We start from the raw sequence: 15829 nt of genomic DNA, 5'->3' as shown, positions 1-15829 counted from the left end.
ATGGAGATCCCCGGGCTTGGTGTCATCGAGGAAGACGAAGGTACGGGTTGGTGGCTGAGCAGCGAGCGCCCGGTCACGGTGCTCGGCGGTGCGTTGTGCCGCATTGTGCTCGAAGGCTATCTCGAAGATGACAACAAGCAGGATTTTCATCGCACCATCGCCAACTTTCTCGCCGCCGACGAGGCTGTCCTGAAGGCAGCCTCGTTGGACGTGTTCGCCTACTACCAGGACATGGTCGCGTATACATCACCCGACGATGAGGCTCATGTGCAGATCGCCTCGCCGGATGATGTGTGGTCGTATGTGCAGCTCGGTGACGAGCCGATAGTCAGTCGGCAGGCCTATGGTGACAAGCAGGTTTATGTGTCGCTGGAATGCAACTGCGATTGGGAGCCCGAGCACGGCTTGCAGATCGTATTCCGTGATGGCAGCCGTGTGAGCAAGGTCGGCCCGTACGATGGTCACCTGACCAACGGCAGTGCCTTTGACGATGCGTCGTTGCAGGACGTGATCTACCGTCGTTTATAGCGCGGGTCATCGCCCGGCACTGGTCACTGTCCGGGGAGCTGTGATCAGCTGCGTGCCTGGGGCACCATGCGTGTGCCTTTTAGGGGATGCGGGTGTGACGATGCGCAAGATGGCGTTGGGATGGTTTTGGGTTCTGGGCGCGGTATTTTCTTTGGCGCATGCTCAGGAAGCGTTGGCACCGGTCGAGGCGCGCGTGCCGTTCGCGCCGACCGCGTTTGTCGGCAGCGACGGCGCAACGCATCTGGCGTACGAGCTGCACATCACCAACTTCTATGGCGATACCGGTCCGCTCAAGCCTGAGGGGCTGGAAGTCTTCGGCGACCAGGCCGGCACACCGTTGCTTAGCCTTTCCGCCGAGCAACTGGCGTCCTGGGTGCGGCCGGCTCCGGAAGAGCACGCGCCTGTTTCGATCGCGCCGGGCAAGCGCGCGGTGGTCTTTGTGTGGATCACCTTGCCTGCAGGCGCTGTCGTACCGCATACCCTGCATCACCGCATGATGTTCGAGACGGACAAGAAGACTCCGGTATTGCTCGACGGCGCATCGGTAGAGGTGAATTCGGCCAAGGCGATGGTGCTCGGGCCGCCCTTGCGCAGCGGTCGTTGGCTGGCGCATGAAGGTCCCGGCGCATCGCAATCGCATCACTGGGGGAGCCTGGTGGCTGTCAACGGACAGCTGACCATCCCGCAGCGATACGCCATCGATCTGGTTGGTGTCGATGTGCGAGGGCGAGCGATGAGCGACAAGGTCACTGACATCCATCAGAGTCGTCACGCCGACTGGTTGGGTTATGGTGCCGAAGTGATTGCCGTCGCCGATGGTGTGGTGGTCAGTACGCGCAGCGATCAGCCCGAACACAAACCGCTCGAGGCGCAGCCCGAGCCGGTTGCGCTGACCACCGATGGTTTGTTCGGCAACTATGTCGTGTTGAAGATTGCGCCGGGTGTCTTTGCCGGCTATGCCCATTTGCAACGCGGTAGCGTCGCGGTCAAGCCCGGCGATCATGTACATCGGGGCCAGCTGTTGGGGCGTCTTGGCCAGTCCGGGAATTCGGCTGCGCCGCATCTGCATTTTCAGCTGGCGAATGCCGCGACGTTCGAGGGCTCCGAAGGCGTCCCGTATGTGTTCGATCGTTTCGATCTGCTCGGTCCGGAAACGGAAGGGCAACTGTTCGGGATGGGGGATGCCTGGAAGGCTGCCGGCAGTGAGGCGCGGCGTTCGCAGTTGCCGTTGAACGATGTTGTTGTTGAGTTTGGGAAGTGAGTTTGCGGCTTGATGGTTAAGAGCGCCCCCTCACCCCAACTCGACCAGTATTACTTCGCCGCCACCTTCCAACTGCGTTCGCGTTCCCGTCTTCGACGATACCCACACATGATCGCCGCTATCCAGTGCATGGGTTTCACCCGCGACATGCAACTGCGCGCGCCCGGAAAGCAGATGCACATACCAGCGTGAGTTCGCGCGCGCTGGCAACAACATCGAACCGTTCAACGGCCGCGCGATCAGCTGAGCCTGAGCATCGCCACGCAGCATCAGGTTGAACGCACGCGTCGTACCGTCGACAAGCTCGGCATGGGGCGCATCGCCCCCATCGAATGTCATCAGGTTCAATCGAAGCAGCTCGCGCTCGCGACCGTCCTGAAAGCGCAAGCGAATCGGGGCATCGAGCGGAACGAACGCACGTCGCGTATCGGGCAGCGTCGAAAAAGGACCATCGTGCTCGATGCGCGCGATGCTCAGGCGCCATTGCCACCGATCCGAATCCGGGCCGCTGTCGATCAGCAGCGTACTACCCGTGCCGTTGGCCCAAGGCTGCTCGCGCAGCGCATCGGTGTCCAGACGGCGGACAAAACTCATGCGTAGGAAACGCGCCGTGTCTGACAGGGGGTGTAGTAAGCGAAGACGTGATTGGAGTTGCCGTGGAAATCCATATCCTCGATATGTTCGCCACCCAGGCGTTCGGCGACACGGTCGGAGGCTTCGTTGCCGATGCGTACCAGGCTGATGACGCGCTGCAGTCGCAGGTGGTTCCAGGCGTAATCGAGAATCGCCTGGCCCGCTTCCGTTGCGTAACCATGGTGACGATGATCGGGCTTGAGCATCCAGCCGAGCTCGGTATCGGGCCAACCTTCCGGGTGCATCAGGCCGGCGCGGCCGATGAATTCGTTCGTGCCTTTGAGCTCGATCGCCCACATGCCGAAACCGCGTAGCTGCCAGTGACCCAGCAGCATCGCCAGCGAGCGCCAGGCGGTCGTGCGGTCGAGCGGCTCGCCATCGCCGAGCCAGCGCGTATTGGCCGGGTCCGCCAGCATGGCGGCGTAGTCGTCGAAGTGGCGCTCAGTGAGTGCCGTGAGACGCAGACGCGGAGTTTCGAGGGTGGGTATATCGGACATCGCAGATCAACGAGGGTGGGCGGAGTCCAGCAGCGCACTAAGCGCCCGGGTGCTCGAGGACAAGCTTTCGTGCCAGGACAAGCCGATGATTTTCTCACCAGTAGCCGTGTCGATAAAGTCTTCTTCCTGCCCCGGCGGCAGTAGATGGCGGTAGTCGACCGTTACTTCGGCACCGACAGGCAAATCCTTGAGCGCAAAGATAAAACCCAGGTGCCACAGGCCGGTAGGCGTAAAACTGTGGTTGATATAGCACTCGTCAGGCCAATCGGGCGACAAGGTATAGCGGTCCTCGAACCAGCGTGCCGCAGCGTACATCTGGGCTTTCAGCTCGGGGTCGCTGTCCAGCTCGTCGTGGCGCCAGGTCCGATCGATCTCGTCGGGTGCGGTAATGATTCGTCCGGCGACCACTTTTTCTTCTAGAAACAAGCCCTTGCCTGCGCCGCTTATGGTGGAGGCGGCAATGCTGTAACGCGGCAATATCATGGCGGCAGGGGTGGTTGAAGTGCGGCGAGTGTAATGCAACTGCACCGCTTCGCCAGGGCCGCAGCGGACAGAGCGAGGGATTTCCCGTGCCGGTGCCGGCACGGGAAGGTCGGGCTTATTCCTTGGCCTTGGCGGATCTCGCCGCGGCCTTGCTGGCCGACGCCGGGGCCGCGTCGGCCAGCCGGAGAGCGTCGCGGTTGCGCTCGACCAGGCTGGTGCTGATGCCTTTCACCTGGGCCAGCTCGTCCACGTTTTTGTAAGGTCCATGGGCCTCGCGTTGCGCAACGATCGCCTGTGCCTTGGTCAAGCCGATCCCGTCCAGCGAATCGGCAAGGGTTTGGGCATCGGCCGTGTTGATATTGACCGGGGTCGCAGCATGGACGGATTGAACGAACATCAGCGACGACATCATCAATGGTGCGATGAAGACGAGAAACGGACGGAACATGCGAAATCCTCTTGATGGGTGTCTTCGCACTTTGGCTTTTTCGCCTAGGGGTTTCAGCCGGCCTGAACGCCGTTGATGCGCGTTTCTGGCGGCAAGCAGCTGTCAGCGAGGACTGGCGTGGGCGTCGTCGTTCAGCTTGGCGGTCGCGTTACAATGCCCGCTTTTCCGCTTTCGAGGACCCGCCATGGATACCGCTCGCCTTTCCAGCTTTATCAGCGGATTGTGGGATGAGGAAATTGTTCCGCAATTGGTGGAGTACATCCGTATTCCGAACAAGTCGCCGATGTTCGACAGCAAGTGGGTCGAGCACGGTTACATGGATGCGGCGGTCAAGCTGATGGAAACCTGGGCGCGCTCGAAGCTGTCGTCGCTGCCCGGTGCCACGCTGGAAGTCGTACGGCTGGAAGGGCGCACGCCGCTGATCTATATCGAAGTGCCCGGGCAGAACGACGACACCGTCGTGTTGTACGGCCATCTCGACAAGCAGCCGGAAATGACCGGTTGGGCCGAAGGCCTGGGACCGTGGACGCCGGTGATCAAGGGCGACAAGCTCTACGGTCGCGGCGGCGCGGACGATGGTTACGCGATCTTCGGTTCGCTCGCCGCCTTGTTGGCGCTGCATGAACAAGGCATTCCGCATGCGCGTTGCGTGGTGTTGATCGAGGCCTGCGAGGAATCGGGTAGCTACGACTTGCCGTATTACGTCGATCACCTGGCATCGCGCATCGGCAACCCCTCGCTGGTGGTGTGTCTGGATTCCGGTTGCGGCAACTACGATCAGTTGTGGTTGACCACGTCACTGCGCGGCATGACCGGTGGCGAGTTGACCGTGCAGGTATTGGAAGAAGGGGTGCATTCGGGTGACGCGTCGGGCGTGGTTCCGTCGAGTTTCCGCATCCTGCGCGAACTGCTCAGCCGCCTGGAAGACCAGGAAACCGGCAAGATCAAGCCACAGGAGCTGTACGTCGATATCCCGGCTCAACGTATCGAACAAGCCAGGCGTTCGGCCGACGTGCTGGGTACGGCGGTGTACGACAAGTTCCCGTTTGTTGAAGGCATGAAGCCGGTCACCGAAGATCTCACCGAGCTGGTGCTCAACCGCACCTGGCGCCCGCAATTGGCGGTGACCGGTGTCGACGGCATGCCGCCGCTGGAAAGCGCCGGTAATGTGTTGCGCCCGAAGACCTCGGTGAAACTCAGCTTGCGCGTACCGCCGACCTTGTCGGGCGCGAAGGCCGGCCAGTTCGTCAAGGCGTTGCTCGAAAAAGATCCGCCGTACGGTGCGAAAGTCAGCTTCAAGCTGGAGAAGGACGGCAGCGGTTGGAACGCGCCGCAGCTCTCGCCGTGGTTGGAAAAGGCGGTGGCCGACGCATCCGAGCACTATTTCGGTACGCCTGCCGCTTACATGGGCGAAGGTGGCAGCATTCCGTTCATGGGCATGCTGGGCGAGAAATTTCCGCAGGCGCAGTTCTTGATCACCGGCGTGCTGGGTCCACACTCGAACGCGCATGGGCCGAACGAGTTCCTGCACATTCCGACCGGCAAGAAGGTCAGCATGGTGGTGGCTGAAGTGGTGGCGCGCCATTTCGCGCAGCGCGCAGGCTGATGGATGACATGAAGCCGGCGGCACTACCGCCGTCGGCTTATGCTCGATAGCCATGTCCGATAACCAGCACAACGATTTTTCCTATCTGGCCGCGAACTGGGCGGCCATGCGCGAGCGCGTCGACGCGGCGTGCGTGGCGGCGGGGCGCGCCCCTGCCGAAGTGTCGATCCTGCCGGTCAGCAAGACCTTTCCCGCCGAGGCGGTACGCGCTGCCGTCGCGCTTGGACTGCATCGCTTCGGCGAGAACAAGGTGCAGGAGATTCGCGAGAAAGCCGGCCCCTTGAGCGATTGCGCCATCGACTGGGTAGTGATCGGGCATCTGCAGACCAACAAGGCCAAGGATGTGGCGCGGCTGGCCACCGAAGTGCAGTCGCTGGACCGGTGGGAGCTGGCCGACGCCCTGCACAAGCGATTGCAGATCGAAGGTCGCACACTGGACGTGCTGGTCCAGGTGAAGACCTCGTCGGAGGAAAGCAAGTCGGGACTGGACCCGGCTGAGCTACCGGCTTTTCTGGACACGCTCGATGGCCTGCCGACGTTGCGTGTTGGCGGGCTGATGACCATGGCGGTGAACTCCGATGACGCCGATGCCGTACGCGCCTGCTTTCGTCAGCTGCGCGACTTGCGGGATCAGGCCGTGGCCCGAGGCAGGGTATTGCCACGACTGTCCATGGGCATGAGCGGCGATTTCGCACAGGCCATCGCTGAGGGTGCGACCGAGGTGCGCATCGGTACCGCCATTTTCGGGCGTAGGACTTAAGTTCTAGGTATGAATTGGCGTACTGGCAGGGTTATCAGGTTCATTTATTCCGTCTCCACGCCGCGATAACAATAGAAAATTGTTATTTTTCATTGAGTTGACATGGAATTGGGCGCGCCAATGAGTTTTGGAACGATCGAGTTCAGTTAACCGCGATCGAACAAACGGGCTATGTCTCTTTGCTAACTTCACTCCCTTGTCACGGTCGCCAGCCATGCAGGCGGCCAATCTTTGAATAGCAACAGGGGAAAGTCCCGCATGCCGCTCAAGCGATTGTCCGTAGCTACCGCCCTGGCTGCCGCTTTCTTCATCTCCGCTCCGCTTCTCGCTCAAACCGCTCCCGAAGCTTCCGCAGACGTCTCCGCATCGCAGTTCGCGACCGCTGCGCCGTTGCTGATGACCCAGTTGCCGGTGTTTGCTCCGGCCCCGGGCCTGGCCCAGTCGGTGGTGCCGAGCAACCTGACTGCCGAGTTGCCGGCGTCGACCAACGATGCCAAGAGCAATTCGGTCGACGCAATGGCCGATGCCGACGATGACGGCGAGCTGGACAACGCCAACGGGATGGATCTGCGCCACGCGCTGATCGGTCTGGCGATGAAGCTGCGTGACATCCGCTATGTGCGCGGCGGTCATGATCCGTCCACCGGTTTCGATTGCAGCGGCTTTGTTCGCTACGTGTTCGCCCATGCGGTCGGCCTGGAACTGCCCACCAACTCGGCATCCCAGTTTGTCGCCGGTCTCGCCGTGAAGCGCGCGGATATGCGCCCGGGTGATCTGGTGTTCTTCCGCACCGCCGGTCGTGGCGGCCGCGGTCGCATCTCCCACGTCGGTATCTATATCGACAACGGACAGTTCATTCATTCGCCTTCGCGCGGCAAGACTGTGCGCGTGGACAATCTGCAGGAGGCCTACTGGGCCAAGCGCTTCGCCGGCGCCAAGCGCCCGGAAGGCATCTTGCAGAACGGCTAAGGTCTCAAGTTGTGTTCCACAGTTCAAAGCCGCCCTCTGGGCGGCTTTTTTTGTGGGCGGAGCTAATGGCGTGACGGATTTCGGGATGCCTCAAAAAAAAACCTCTCCGTCGCCCCGGCGAAAGCCGGGGCCCAGCGTCTTACGTCTGAACATGTTGAAGACTCTGGACCCCGGCCTTCGCCGGGGCGACGATGAAAACCGAGTTTTCTGAGGCTCTACGTCAACGCCCCGAGATCGTTGCCGGCCGCTTGAAGTCGCTATGCGGCTTCCACTGCGGGTAGCTCGTTTCCATCGAGAGCTTGTCGCCGACCGTATAGAGCATGCGCAGATCTTCTATCGCGCCATGCATATCGAAGCTCTGCTCGCCGGCATCGGCGGTTCGCTGTGCCGACGAACTGGCGTAAAGCACAGGAACGCCCGCATTGGCGAAATTGATCTGATCGGAGCGGAAGAAAAAGCCGCGTTCGGGCGCCTGATCGGGCGTCACGCTGCGATGGTGCATCTTTGCCGCCGCTTCCAGGTAATCATCGAGCTGCGACTGGCCGTAGCCGATCAGCGCAATGGTGCGGTCGGGGCCAGCGATCGGTAACGTGTCCAGATTGATGGCCGCGACGGTCTGCTGCAGCGGAATCGGCGGATGCTCGATATAAAAACGTGAACCCAGCATGCCCGAATCGCCCATCGCGGTGGCAAGGAACAGCACGCTGCGATGCGGCTTGGGTGCGCTGTGCACGAACGCCTCGGCAATCTCCAGCATGCCGGCCATGCCCGAGCTGCTGTCGACCATACGGCGGATCGGATTGCCGTCGTGACTGATCTTGTCCCAATGCGCGGAATAGACGATCGCCTCATTGGGCTGACGCGTCCCTGTCAGTCTGCCGACGATGTTGGACGTGTGTTTCTGCACGATGTCGCTATCGATGGTGATGCTGGCTTGCAGCGTCATCGGCATGGCTTTGAAACCGCGTTGCGACGCTTGTTGACGCAGTGTCGCGAAATCCAGTCCGGCCTGGGCGAAAAGGGCTTGTGCAGCCGCGGTGCTCAGCCAGCCGGCGACGGGCAGGCGCGCCTCGTTCTCGCGTTGCGGCAGGCTGCGCTGCGGTCGCTTCCAGCCATTCTGGATAGCGCTCCAGGACGATCCGGTGGCCGCCTGGTCGTAAACGATAAAGGCTGCCTTGGCGCCTTGCCTGGCAGCTTCTTCCAGCTTGTAGGCCCACAGGCCGTAGTGAGTAAAGTTGCGGCCTTTGAAGAAGTTGGGGTCTTGGCCGCTCCAACCGGGATCGTTGCTGAGCACGATCACGGTCTTGCCGCGCACATCGATGCCCGCGTAGTCGTTCCATTGTTGATCGGGCGCATCGACACCGTAACCCACGAACACCAGCGGCGACTGCGTCAATGCGACATGCGCGAGGTTGGCCGGCGAGCTGGCGAGCATATCGGTGCCGTAGGCAAGACGTGTCGTGCCGTTGCTGCCTTCAAGGCTCAGCTGCGTATCTTGCGGTGCGTGCACGGATGCTTCGAGATAAGGCACGTCCTGCAGCCAGCTACCGTTATTGCCCGGCTCCAGACCCATGCGCTGAAATTGCGCGACAACATAATCGACGACCTGCTGATTGTCGTCGCCATGGCCATTGCGTTCGGCGAGTGCACGAAGGTGCTGGGCGAGGTCGGGTGCGACGATACCCGGAGAGAAGAGTGCCTCCGGTGATGACGTGGCAGCCTTCTCGTTGTTCGGATGATGATGGCAACCGCAGACCAGCAATGCGGTCACGACGGCTACTGATAAACGGCGCATGCGCGCCTCTCCTCATTGTCCCCAACAGACAATGTAGCGAGGTCAGGATCGACTGAAAACGCGCAAGATCATGCGACTATTCCGGCGATTTTCGCCATGCTTTATCTTGCAACGCAACAGAAAGTTACGCGCAAGCTATCGTGCATCATGTGCCCGGTTCGACCTGTGCCGTCAGCATATAACCGACATGACGCACCGTGCGGATCAGCTGCGGGTGCGTGGAATGGTTATCCAGATGCCGTCGTAGTCGACTGATGCTCATGTCTATCGCGCGATCGCTTGGCAGGTAGTTCTTCTGAAAAATATGTTCGACCAGGTACTCGCGGCTGACTTCGCAATTGGCGTGATCGAGCAAGGCACACAACACCTGGTGATCGGTTCGGCCCAGGGCGATGGCCTGACCTCGCGGCGAGATCAGTCGGGCCCGCCGCCGGTCGAGCTGCCAGCCGTCGAAGCTCAACAGGCCGAGATTGTCGGCGCCATCGTTCTGCGCCTGCATGCGGCGCAGGAGCGCCCTGATCCTGGCCAACAGTTGGCGCGGGTCGACGGGCTTGGCAACGTAGTCGTCCGCACCCGTTTCCAATGTAGTGATGCGCTCGGCCGGCGCATCGAGCGCTCCCAGCACGATCACGGCGGGGTGGCCGTGCGCTTGCAGGCGGCGACACAGGGCAAGACCGTCTTCGCCGGGCAGCGTCATGTCCAGCACGATCAAGGTGGGCTGCGAGCGGGCAATCAATTGCCACATGGCGGCGGCGTCCTGGGCCGTATCGACCTGGTAGCCCGCCTGGGCCAGGTGGTCGCTGAGCATCGAGCGGACGTCGGGGTCATCGTCCACCACCAGGATGCGTTGCGGTTGGGTCATGAATTAAGCCCTGGATGGGAAGTAAAGATGGATGCGTGGCGTTGATGCCGCTTTCTCGTGCCAAGGTTCATGAACGGTGGTGACCCGCCAAAGCTGCGGCACGATGCCGCGACATGACGGGAGGGGCGGCAACCGTTAGTCTTGGCTGGCTGATTTGAATGGATTTTTCGCATGCCGCTGGACCTCCCTCCCGTTACCCGTAACCTGCTGATCGTCAATATCGCGGTCTATCTGCTGCAGCAGTTCATGGGGACGACCCTGTTGCTCCATTTCGCGCTCTGGCCATTGGGGCCGGACCGGATCGGCGACGACTTCTCGGTGGGCTTTCGCGTCTGGCAGCTGGTGAGTTACGCCTTCATGCATGGCGGCATCACGCACCTGCTGTTCAACATGCTTGCCTTGTTCATGTTCGGCGGCACCATCGAGCGCACCTTGGGTGCTCGCGACTACACGATTTACTATTTTGTTTGCCTGATCGTTGCCGCTCTGGCGCAGTTGATGGTCATGTACTGGTTTCCGAACGGCTTCTATCCGACGTTGGGTGCGAGCGGCGCGATCTTCGGGTTATTGCTGGCGTTCGGCATGATGTATCCGCATGAGAAAATGATGCTGATCCTGTTGCCGATTCCGATGCCCGCATGGTTGTTCGTAACAGGCTACGCGGCGATCGAGTTGTTTCTCGGCGTCACCGGCACCCAATCGGGCGTGGCCCACTTCGCGCATCTGGGCGGTATGGTGGGCGGCTACGTGCTCATCCAGTACTGGCGCGGCAAATTTCCGATCAAACCCAAGCGCCGTCTGATGCGCTGACCCCGGCTGGATTTTTCATGAGCAACCATCTTCAGCGCAGGCTGCGGCCGCGTCATATCGCCTTCATGGCCTTGGGTATGGCGATTGGCGCGGGCCTGTTCCTCGGTTCGGCCAGCGCCATCAACCTGGCCGGTCCTTCGGTCTTGTTCGCCTACATGATCGGCGGCGTGATGATCTTCATTATCATGCGCGCGCTGGGCGAAATGGCCGTGCACGATCCAGTGGCCGGTTCGTTCGGCACCTATGCGCATCGGTATCTGGGCCCGTTTGCCGGCTATCTCACCGGCTGGAACTACTGGATCCTGATGGTCGGCGTAGGCATTGCCGAAAGCACGGCCGTGGGCATCTATATGAAGCCGTGGTTTCCCGATCTGCCGCAGTGGATCTGGGTATTGGGCTCGGTCGTCATGATCGGCGGCCTGAACCTGATGACGGTGAGGGTCTACGGCGAGCTCGAATTCTGGTTCACCGCGATCAAGGTCGTTACCGTGATCCTGATGATCATCGGTGGCGCCACCATGATCTGGCTGGGCTGGGGCAATGGCGGCAAGCCGGTGGGCCTGGGGAACCTTTGGCAACACGGCGGCTGGTTTCCGCATGGGATCACCGGCATGGTGCTGGCGCTACCCGTGGTGGTGTTCGCCTTCGGCGGTATCGAAACCATCGGCATGGCCGCGGCCGAAGCCGCCGAGCCGCAACGCACGATTCCGCGCGCAGTCAATTCGGTGTTGTGGCGTATTCTGATTTTTTACATCGGCGCGCTGTTCGTGATCATGGCGCTGTACCCGTGGAATCAGCTGGGTACCACCGGCAGTCCGTTCGTTACCACGTTCGCGAAGCTGGGCATCCCGCAAGCCGCCGGCCTGATCAATTTCGTGGTGATCACGGCAGCACTATCGGGTTTCAACAGCACCACATTCAGCGCCAGCCGCATGCTGCAAAGCCTGTCGAGCAAGCGTCAGGCACCTCAATGGTTGGCGCATGTAGGCGACCATGGCGTACCGGTGCGTAGCATCCTGGTGACACTCGTCTGCCTGATCCTTGGCGTGCTGCTCAATTTCCTGCTGCCCGAACGCATCTTCGCCATGATGATGTCGATCCTCGCCTTCAACACCGTATGGACATGGTCGATGGTGCTGATCGCGCATTTCAGCTTTCGGCGCAAGCAAGTCACGCCCACCGCATTCCCGTTGCGTCTATGGCCGTTAAGCAGCGTGGTGTGCCTGGCCTTCTTCGCCTTCGTGGTATTCATGCTCGGCTACAGCCCTGATACGCGCGTTGCGCTGTATGTGGGTGTCGCGTGGGTGTTGTTGCTGTCGGTGGCTTATGTGGGTTTGGGTGTGAAGAGGCGGATGGTGGTTTAGAAGGTTCCCGCGAGCAGCCGGCCCCCTCACCCCAGCCCTCTCCCCCGGCAAAGCCAGAGGAGAGGGGGCACAGTGAGGCAAGTTTGAATCTTGCGCGCTTTTAGCTCCCTCTCCCCTGGCTTTGCCGGGGGAGAGGGTTGGGGTGAGGGGAGCTTTAGGCCCTCAACGCAATGCCAAAAAATCCGCGCTGACCACAAACCTCACCGCATCCAACCGCAACCGCGACAACGGCAACGCCGCCAGCAACGCACTGCGTTCCTCCGACACCGCGGCAATCTCCGCCTCGCTGATCGACGGATTCACCGCCCGTAGCGACAGCAGTCGCGAAAGATCGGCATCCAGCGTATCGGTAGCCAACGCAATGGCATCGTCGATCAGCGCCTGCCCACGTTGCCCGGCGACAACCTCCGCCTTCTCCAGCATCGGCGGTACAAGCTTGGTGAGAAACTTGCGATAACGTGCCACCTCGATATTGCGATCTGCCGCCTTGCGCAGCGCGATATCGCTGGGCTCGAAATCCGCCCGTTCGGCCAGGCGCGTATCGATCGTCACGACGATCGGCGACGTCGGCAGGAAACGCTCCGGATCGAGCTTGCGATCGGCGACGCATTCGAGCAGGAACACAGCCTGCAGCAGCGCACTGCGTGGCGGCAATACATCGTCCACCATGAAGGCAGCATTGCCCTGCTCGCCGGACAGCGCCAGATCGAGCGCAGCGGCAACCATCGGATGATCGAAACGCAACAACGGCAATTCTTCACGTGCCAGGGCAACGTCGCGATCGAAGGTTACCGATTGCGGGCCTTCGGCAAAGCCGGGCAGGGCATCGGTGGAAAGGTACTGCGGATCGAGCAATACCACTTTCGAGCCCAGGTCTTCGGCGTGGATGCCGTACTGTTCGAGCAGGCGCTGCACGAAAGCATCGCGAGCCGGATCGTTGTCTTCGCGGGTAAAAGCCGAGTGCAGGTCGTCGGCATGCGGATCGCGACTGGAGGCCAGCTCCAGCAAATGGTCGCGGCCGGCGCGGATCAACTCGGCCATTTCTTCATGGCTGGCGCGCGTCTCGGCGATCAGCGCATCCAGTTCCTGATCACGGCCATCGCTGCCGCGTGCATGTTCGTCTGCCAGTCTTGCCAGCGACTCGCCATAGCGGCGCAACAGCTCGCGTCCATCGGAAGGACTGGAACGGAATGCATCGATACCCTGGTCGTACCAGCGTGCCAGCACGTGCTGCGCACTGTCAGTCACGGCCAGGATGTGGATGCTGATGTCGTGTTTCTGACCGATACGGTCGAGACGACCGATACGTTGCTCGAGCAGGTCGGGATCGAGCGGCAAGTCCCACAGCACCAGGCGATGCGCAAACTGGAAGTTGCGGCCTTCCGAGCCGATTTCCGAGCACAGCAATAGACGCGCGCCATCGGGTTGCGCGAAATACGCGGCATTGCGATCGCGCTGCACGATCCCCAGGCCCTCGTGGAAACGAGCCACGCCGACACCGCTCTTGGTGCGCAGCGCTTCTTCCAGTGCAAGCACCTTGGCCTGACTGCGGCAGATCAGCAGGAACTTGTCCTGTGCATGTTCCTGCAGCAGTTCGACCAAAGCGTCCACACGCGCATCGTTGGCGTAATCGAGTTCCAGCACCGGTGACGGTTGCTGGATATCGGCATGGAATTCGGCCAGCAGCATCTGGCGCGTGTTGTCATCGATGCTATCGGCGTCGAGCAGATGCCATACCGGCAGGCGTTTGGGAAAACCACCGATACCGGCGCGGCGATTGCGGAACATCGAGCGGCCCGTGCCGTGGCGATCGATCAGCGCCGCAAGAATTTCGCGGGCGTTTTCCGGCTTGGTCGTATCGGCCAGGCGAGCGGTGAGCGCATCGTCGTTGCGGAAGGCGTCGGCAAGCATGGCGCGCTGTTCGGCGTCGAGCGGCTCGCCGTCGAGCAAGGCATCGGTCATGCGCGACAGGCTCTGAAAACTGTCGGCTTCGGCAAGATAGCCGTCGAGGTCGTGGTAACGCTGCGGATCGAGCAGGCGCAAGCGCGCGAAATGACCGCTGCGGCCCAATTGTTCCGGTGTCGCAGTGAGCAGGATGACGCCGGGCGTTACCGCTGCAAGCTTTTCTACCAGCGTATAGCGCGGGCTGGCGGCATCGGGCGACCATGCCAGATGGTGGGCTTCGTCGACCACCAGCAGATCCCATGGCGCCTGCAGCAACTGCTCCGCACGCTTGGGCGACTGCTCGAGAAAACTGAAGTCGGCGATGACGAGTTGTTCGTCCTCGAACGGATTGCTGGCGCTATCGGATTGCTCCAGTGCCTCGCAACGCTCTTCGTCGTAGATGGCGAAGCTGAGGTTGAAGCGGCGAAACAGTTCGACGAACCACTGATAGACCAGCGTGTCGGGCAGCAGGATCAGCACGCGCTGCGCACGCCCGGTGGCCAGCTGGCGGGCCAGGATCATGCCCGCTTCGATGGTTTTGCCCAGGCCAACCTCGTCAGCAAGCAGGATGCGCGGCGGTCGGCGCGACGCGGCGATGCCCGCCACGCGCAGCTGGTGCGGCACCAGGCCGATGCGTGCCGCGCCCAGGCCCCAGGAGGGTGAGCGTCGCGCCGCAGCACGTCGGCGCAGACCTTCCAGGCGCAGTTCGAATTGCGAAATCGGATCGGTACGGCCGCCGACCAGGCGGTCGTCGGCCTGGCTGACGCTCTGCTCGTCGTCAAGCTGGCCTTCGTGCAGTTCGCGGCCTTCGCCGCGATAGATCAGCAGCTCTTCCTTGATCTCCACGCGCTCGACCAGGAAGGCGATGCCTTTGCCCGCGACACGCTGGCCGGCGCGAAACTCCGCGCGGACCAGTGGCGCCGAATCGACCGCATAAGGGCGAAGTACACCTGCTTTGGCGAAAAGGACCTGTACGCCGCGTCCTTCGACGCGCAGTACGGTACCGAGGCCGAGCTCGGGCTCGGCAGTGGAAATCCAACGTTGACCGGGGACAAACATCAAGGGGAGGGCTACCGACCTGCAAGGGTCGTCGATTATCCGCTGATGGGAGCCGGGTGGGAACCCGAACGTCCAGCTTGGCCTTTTTAGCTCTCAGCCCATTGCCGGAGCAGGTTGTGATAGATCCCGGTCAACTGGAGCACTGCGGCGGCATCCGCCCCGGTGTGGGTAAGGGTCTGGATCGAGGTGTCCAGCTCGAACAGCATGCGCCGCCTGGCGTCGTCGCGGATCAGGCTCTGCACCCAGAAAAATGCCGCCACGCGTGCGCCGCGGGTCACCGGCAGCACGCGATGCAGACTGCTGGAGGGGTAGACGATCAGGTCGCCGGCCGGGAGCTTGATCTCGTGTTCGCCGTAGGTGTCGCTGACGATCAGCTCGCCGCCGTCATACGTCTCCGGATCGGCCAGGAACAGCGTGCAGGAGATATCACTGCGGAGCTGCTCGCCGTTGGGCAGCGCCATGACCGCGCCATCGACGTGAAAACCATACTCGCCGCCGCCCTCATAGCGGTTGAAGCGCGGAGGCAGGGTACGCAGCGGAAGCGTGGCAGCGTGGTAGAGCGGGTTTGCGGCCAGCGCCTTGAGTACTTCGCGGGCCAGTTCTTCTCGTAGCGGCGAGGCATCGGGCAGCTGCAGGTTGCGTTTGACCTTGGCGCCTTGCGCGCCGACGGTTTCGCGCCCGTCGGTCCAGTCGGCCGCGTCCAGGCGCTGGCGGATGTGCGCCACCTGGTCGGCAGTGAGGACGTCGGGGATGTGTAGCAGCATGGGGTTATCTTGGGGCAATCGAGACGTTGCGAGAAGCCCACAAAAG

Annotated in this window: 15 protein-coding genes; 7 read left to right on the top strand and 8 right to left on the bottom strand. The window is 61.7% G+C overall.

All coding sequences use genetic code 11. The features are described from left to right. Both ACZ6WW_RS01520 and ACZ6WW_RS01515 read left to right on the top strand, forming a co-directional pair. The gene (locus ACZ6WW_RS01520) at positions 1 to 528 is read left to right on the top strand and encodes a DUF6985 domain-containing protein (RefSeq protein WP_465272672.1); all 528 of its coding nucleotides are present in this window, start codon (positions 1 to 3) and stop codon (positions 526 to 528) included. Positions 529 to 628: 100 nt separating this feature from the next. Further along, entirely contained in the window at positions 629 to 1789 is a 1161-nt protein-coding gene (locus ACZ6WW_RS01515) for a M23 family metallopeptidase (protein ID WP_465272999.1), read from the top strand. 30 nt (positions 1790 to 1819) lie between these two features. Here the strand turns inward: ACZ6WW_RS01515 and ACZ6WW_RS01510 are convergent, their stop codons facing one another. From ACZ6WW_RS01510 to ACZ6WW_RS01495, 4 genes are all read right to left on the bottom strand, one after another. Beyond that, the gene (locus tag ACZ6WW_RS01510; protein WP_465272671.1) at positions 1820 to 2383 is read right to left on the bottom strand and encodes a HutD/Ves family protein; all 564 of its coding nucleotides are present in this window, start codon (positions 2381 to 2383) and stop codon (positions 1820 to 1822) included. After that, positions 2380 to 2919, bottom strand: coding sequence for a GNAT family N-acetyltransferase (locus tag ACZ6WW_RS01505; RefSeq protein ID WP_281852399.1), 540 nt, complete (start codon positions 2917 to 2919; stop codon positions 2380 to 2382). Before ACZ6WW_RS01505 ends, ACZ6WW_RS01510 begins: the two co-directional genes overlap by 4 nt. 6 nt (positions 2920 to 2925) lie before the next feature. Beyond that, a complete protein-coding gene (locus ACZ6WW_RS01500; RefSeq protein ID WP_465272670.1) occupies positions 2926 to 3402 on the bottom strand; it encodes an SET domain-containing protein-lysine N-methyltransferase in 477 nt (158 codons plus the stop codon). 115 nt (positions 3403 to 3517) lie between these two features. Continuing rightward, complete coding sequence (locus tag ACZ6WW_RS01495; protein WP_465272669.1) at positions 3518 to 3850, bottom strand: ComEA family DNA-binding protein; 333 nt, start codon at positions 3848 to 3850, stop codon at positions 3518 to 3520. Between the two features lie 184 nt (positions 3851 to 4034). Between ACZ6WW_RS01495 and ACZ6WW_RS01490 the strand changes: the two genes are divergently transcribed. From ACZ6WW_RS01490 to ACZ6WW_RS01480, 3 genes are all read left to right on the top strand, one after another. Beyond that, positions 4035 to 5456, top strand: a complete 1422-nt coding sequence (locus tag ACZ6WW_RS01490) for a M20 family metallopeptidase (protein ID WP_465272668.1) — start codon at positions 4035 to 4037, stop codon at positions 5454 to 5456. Between the two features lie 52 nt (positions 5457 to 5508). Next, a complete protein-coding gene (locus ACZ6WW_RS01485) occupies positions 5509 to 6216 on the top strand; it encodes a YggS family pyridoxal phosphate-dependent enzyme (RefSeq protein WP_465272667.1) in 708 nt (235 codons plus the stop codon). Between the two features lie 258 nt (positions 6217 to 6474). Beyond that, positions 6475 to 7185 carry a C40 family peptidase gene (locus ACZ6WW_RS01480; protein ID WP_465272666.1) on the top strand — a complete coding sequence of 237 codons (711 nt, stop codon included), beginning with the start codon at positions 6475 to 6477 and terminating at the stop codon, positions 7183 to 7185. A gap of 220 nt (positions 7186 to 7405) precedes the next feature. Here the strand turns inward: ACZ6WW_RS01480 and ACZ6WW_RS01475 are convergent, their stop codons facing one another. Next, complete coding sequence (locus ACZ6WW_RS01475) at positions 7406 to 8980, bottom strand: M28 family peptidase (RefSeq protein WP_465272665.1); 1575 nt, start codon at positions 8978 to 8980, stop codon at positions 7406 to 7408. 145 nt (positions 8981 to 9125) lie between these two features. Further along, a complete protein-coding gene (locus ACZ6WW_RS01470; protein ID WP_465272664.1) occupies positions 9126 to 9842 on the bottom strand; it encodes a response regulator transcription factor in 717 nt (238 codons plus the stop codon). A 171-nt stretch (positions 9843 to 10013) separates the two neighbouring features. Between ACZ6WW_RS01470 and ACZ6WW_RS01465 the strand changes: the two genes are divergently transcribed. Both ACZ6WW_RS01465 and ACZ6WW_RS01460 read left to right on the top strand, forming a co-directional pair. Further along, a complete protein-coding gene (locus tag ACZ6WW_RS01465; protein WP_465272663.1) occupies positions 10014 to 10652 on the top strand; it encodes a rhomboid family intramembrane serine protease in 639 nt (212 codons plus the stop codon). A gap of 17 nt (positions 10653 to 10669) precedes the next feature. Next, positions 10670 to 12016 carry an amino acid permease gene (locus ACZ6WW_RS01460; protein ID WP_465272662.1) on the top strand — a complete coding sequence of 449 codons (1347 nt, stop codon included), beginning with the start codon at positions 10670 to 10672 and terminating at the stop codon, positions 12014 to 12016. Between the two features lie 162 nt (positions 12017 to 12178). On the opposite strand, the gene rapA is transcribed toward ACZ6WW_RS01460, so the two are convergent. Both rapA and ACZ6WW_RS01450 read right to left on the bottom strand, forming a co-directional pair. After that, positions 12179 to 15019, bottom strand: coding sequence for an RNA polymerase-associated protein RapA (gene rapA, locus ACZ6WW_RS01455; RefSeq protein ID WP_465272998.1), 2841 nt, complete (start codon positions 15017 to 15019; stop codon positions 12179 to 12181). 86 nt (positions 15020 to 15105) lie between these two features. Beyond that, positions 15106 to 15783 carry a Fe2+-dependent dioxygenase gene (locus ACZ6WW_RS01450; protein ID WP_465272661.1) on the bottom strand — a complete coding sequence of 226 codons (678 nt, stop codon included), beginning with the start codon at positions 15781 to 15783 and terminating at the stop codon, positions 15106 to 15108. Between the last annotated feature and the right edge of the window lie 46 nt (positions 15784 to 15829).

The organism is Dyella sp. NPDC103356 (genome assembly GCF_055584465.1).
The sequence above is the reverse complement of the archived record's forward strand: the minus strand, read 5'-3'. Positions and strand labels throughout refer to the sequence as shown.

What these genes read in the sequence shown, in the direction of transcription:
- ACZ6WW_RS01520 (WP_465272672.1), top strand. Translation starts at nt 1, where the DNA reads ATGGAGATCCCCGGGCTTGGTGTCATCGAGGAAGACGAAGGTACGGGT.
- ACZ6WW_RS01515 (WP_465272999.1), top strand. Translation starts at nt 629, where the DNA reads ATGCGCAAGATGGCGTTGGGATGGTTTTGGGTTCTGGGCGCGGTATTT.
- ACZ6WW_RS01510 (WP_465272671.1), bottom strand. Translation starts at nt 2,383, where the DNA reads ATGAGTTTTGTCCGCCGTCTGGACACCGATGCGCTGCGCGAGCAGCCT.
- ACZ6WW_RS01505 (WP_281852399.1), bottom strand. Translation starts at nt 2,919, where the DNA reads ATGTCCGATATACCCACCCTCGAAACTCCGCGTCTGCGTCTCACGGCA.
- ACZ6WW_RS01500 (WP_465272670.1), bottom strand. Translation starts at nt 3,402, where the DNA reads ATGATATTGCCGCGTTACAGCATTGCCGCCTCCACCATAAGCGGCGCA.
- ACZ6WW_RS01495 (WP_465272669.1), bottom strand. Translation starts at nt 3,850, where the DNA reads ATGTTCCGTCCGTTTCTCGTCTTCATCGCACCATTGATGATGTCGTCG.
- ACZ6WW_RS01490 (WP_465272668.1), top strand. Translation starts at nt 4,035, where the DNA reads ATGGATACCGCTCGCCTTTCCAGCTTTATCAGCGGATTGTGGGATGAG.
- ACZ6WW_RS01485 (WP_465272667.1), top strand. Translation starts at nt 5,509, where the DNA reads ATGTCCGATAACCAGCACAACGATTTTTCCTATCTGGCCGCGAACTGG.
- ACZ6WW_RS01480 (WP_465272666.1), top strand. Translation starts at nt 6,475, where the DNA reads ATGCCGCTCAAGCGATTGTCCGTAGCTACCGCCCTGGCTGCCGCTTTC.
- ACZ6WW_RS01475 (WP_465272665.1), bottom strand. Translation starts at nt 8,980, where the DNA reads ATGCGCCGTTTATCAGTAGCCGTCGTGACCGCATTGCTGGTCTGCGGT.
- ACZ6WW_RS01470 (WP_465272664.1), bottom strand. Translation starts at nt 9,842, where the DNA reads ATGACCCAACCGCAACGCATCCTGGTGGTGGACGATGACCCCGACGTC.
- ACZ6WW_RS01465 (WP_465272663.1), top strand. Translation starts at nt 10,014, where the DNA reads ATGCCGCTGGACCTCCCTCCCGTTACCCGTAACCTGCTGATCGTCAAT.
- ACZ6WW_RS01460 (WP_465272662.1), top strand. Translation starts at nt 10,670, where the DNA reads ATGAGCAACCATCTTCAGCGCAGGCTGCGGCCGCGTCATATCGCCTTC.
- rapA (WP_465272998.1), bottom strand. Translation starts at nt 15,019, where the DNA reads ATGTTTGTCCCCGGTCAACGTTGGATTTCCACTGCCGAGCCCGAGCTC.
- ACZ6WW_RS01450 (WP_465272661.1), bottom strand. Translation starts at nt 15,783, where the DNA reads ATGCTGCTACACATCCCCGACGTCCTCACTGCCGACCAGGTGGCGCAC.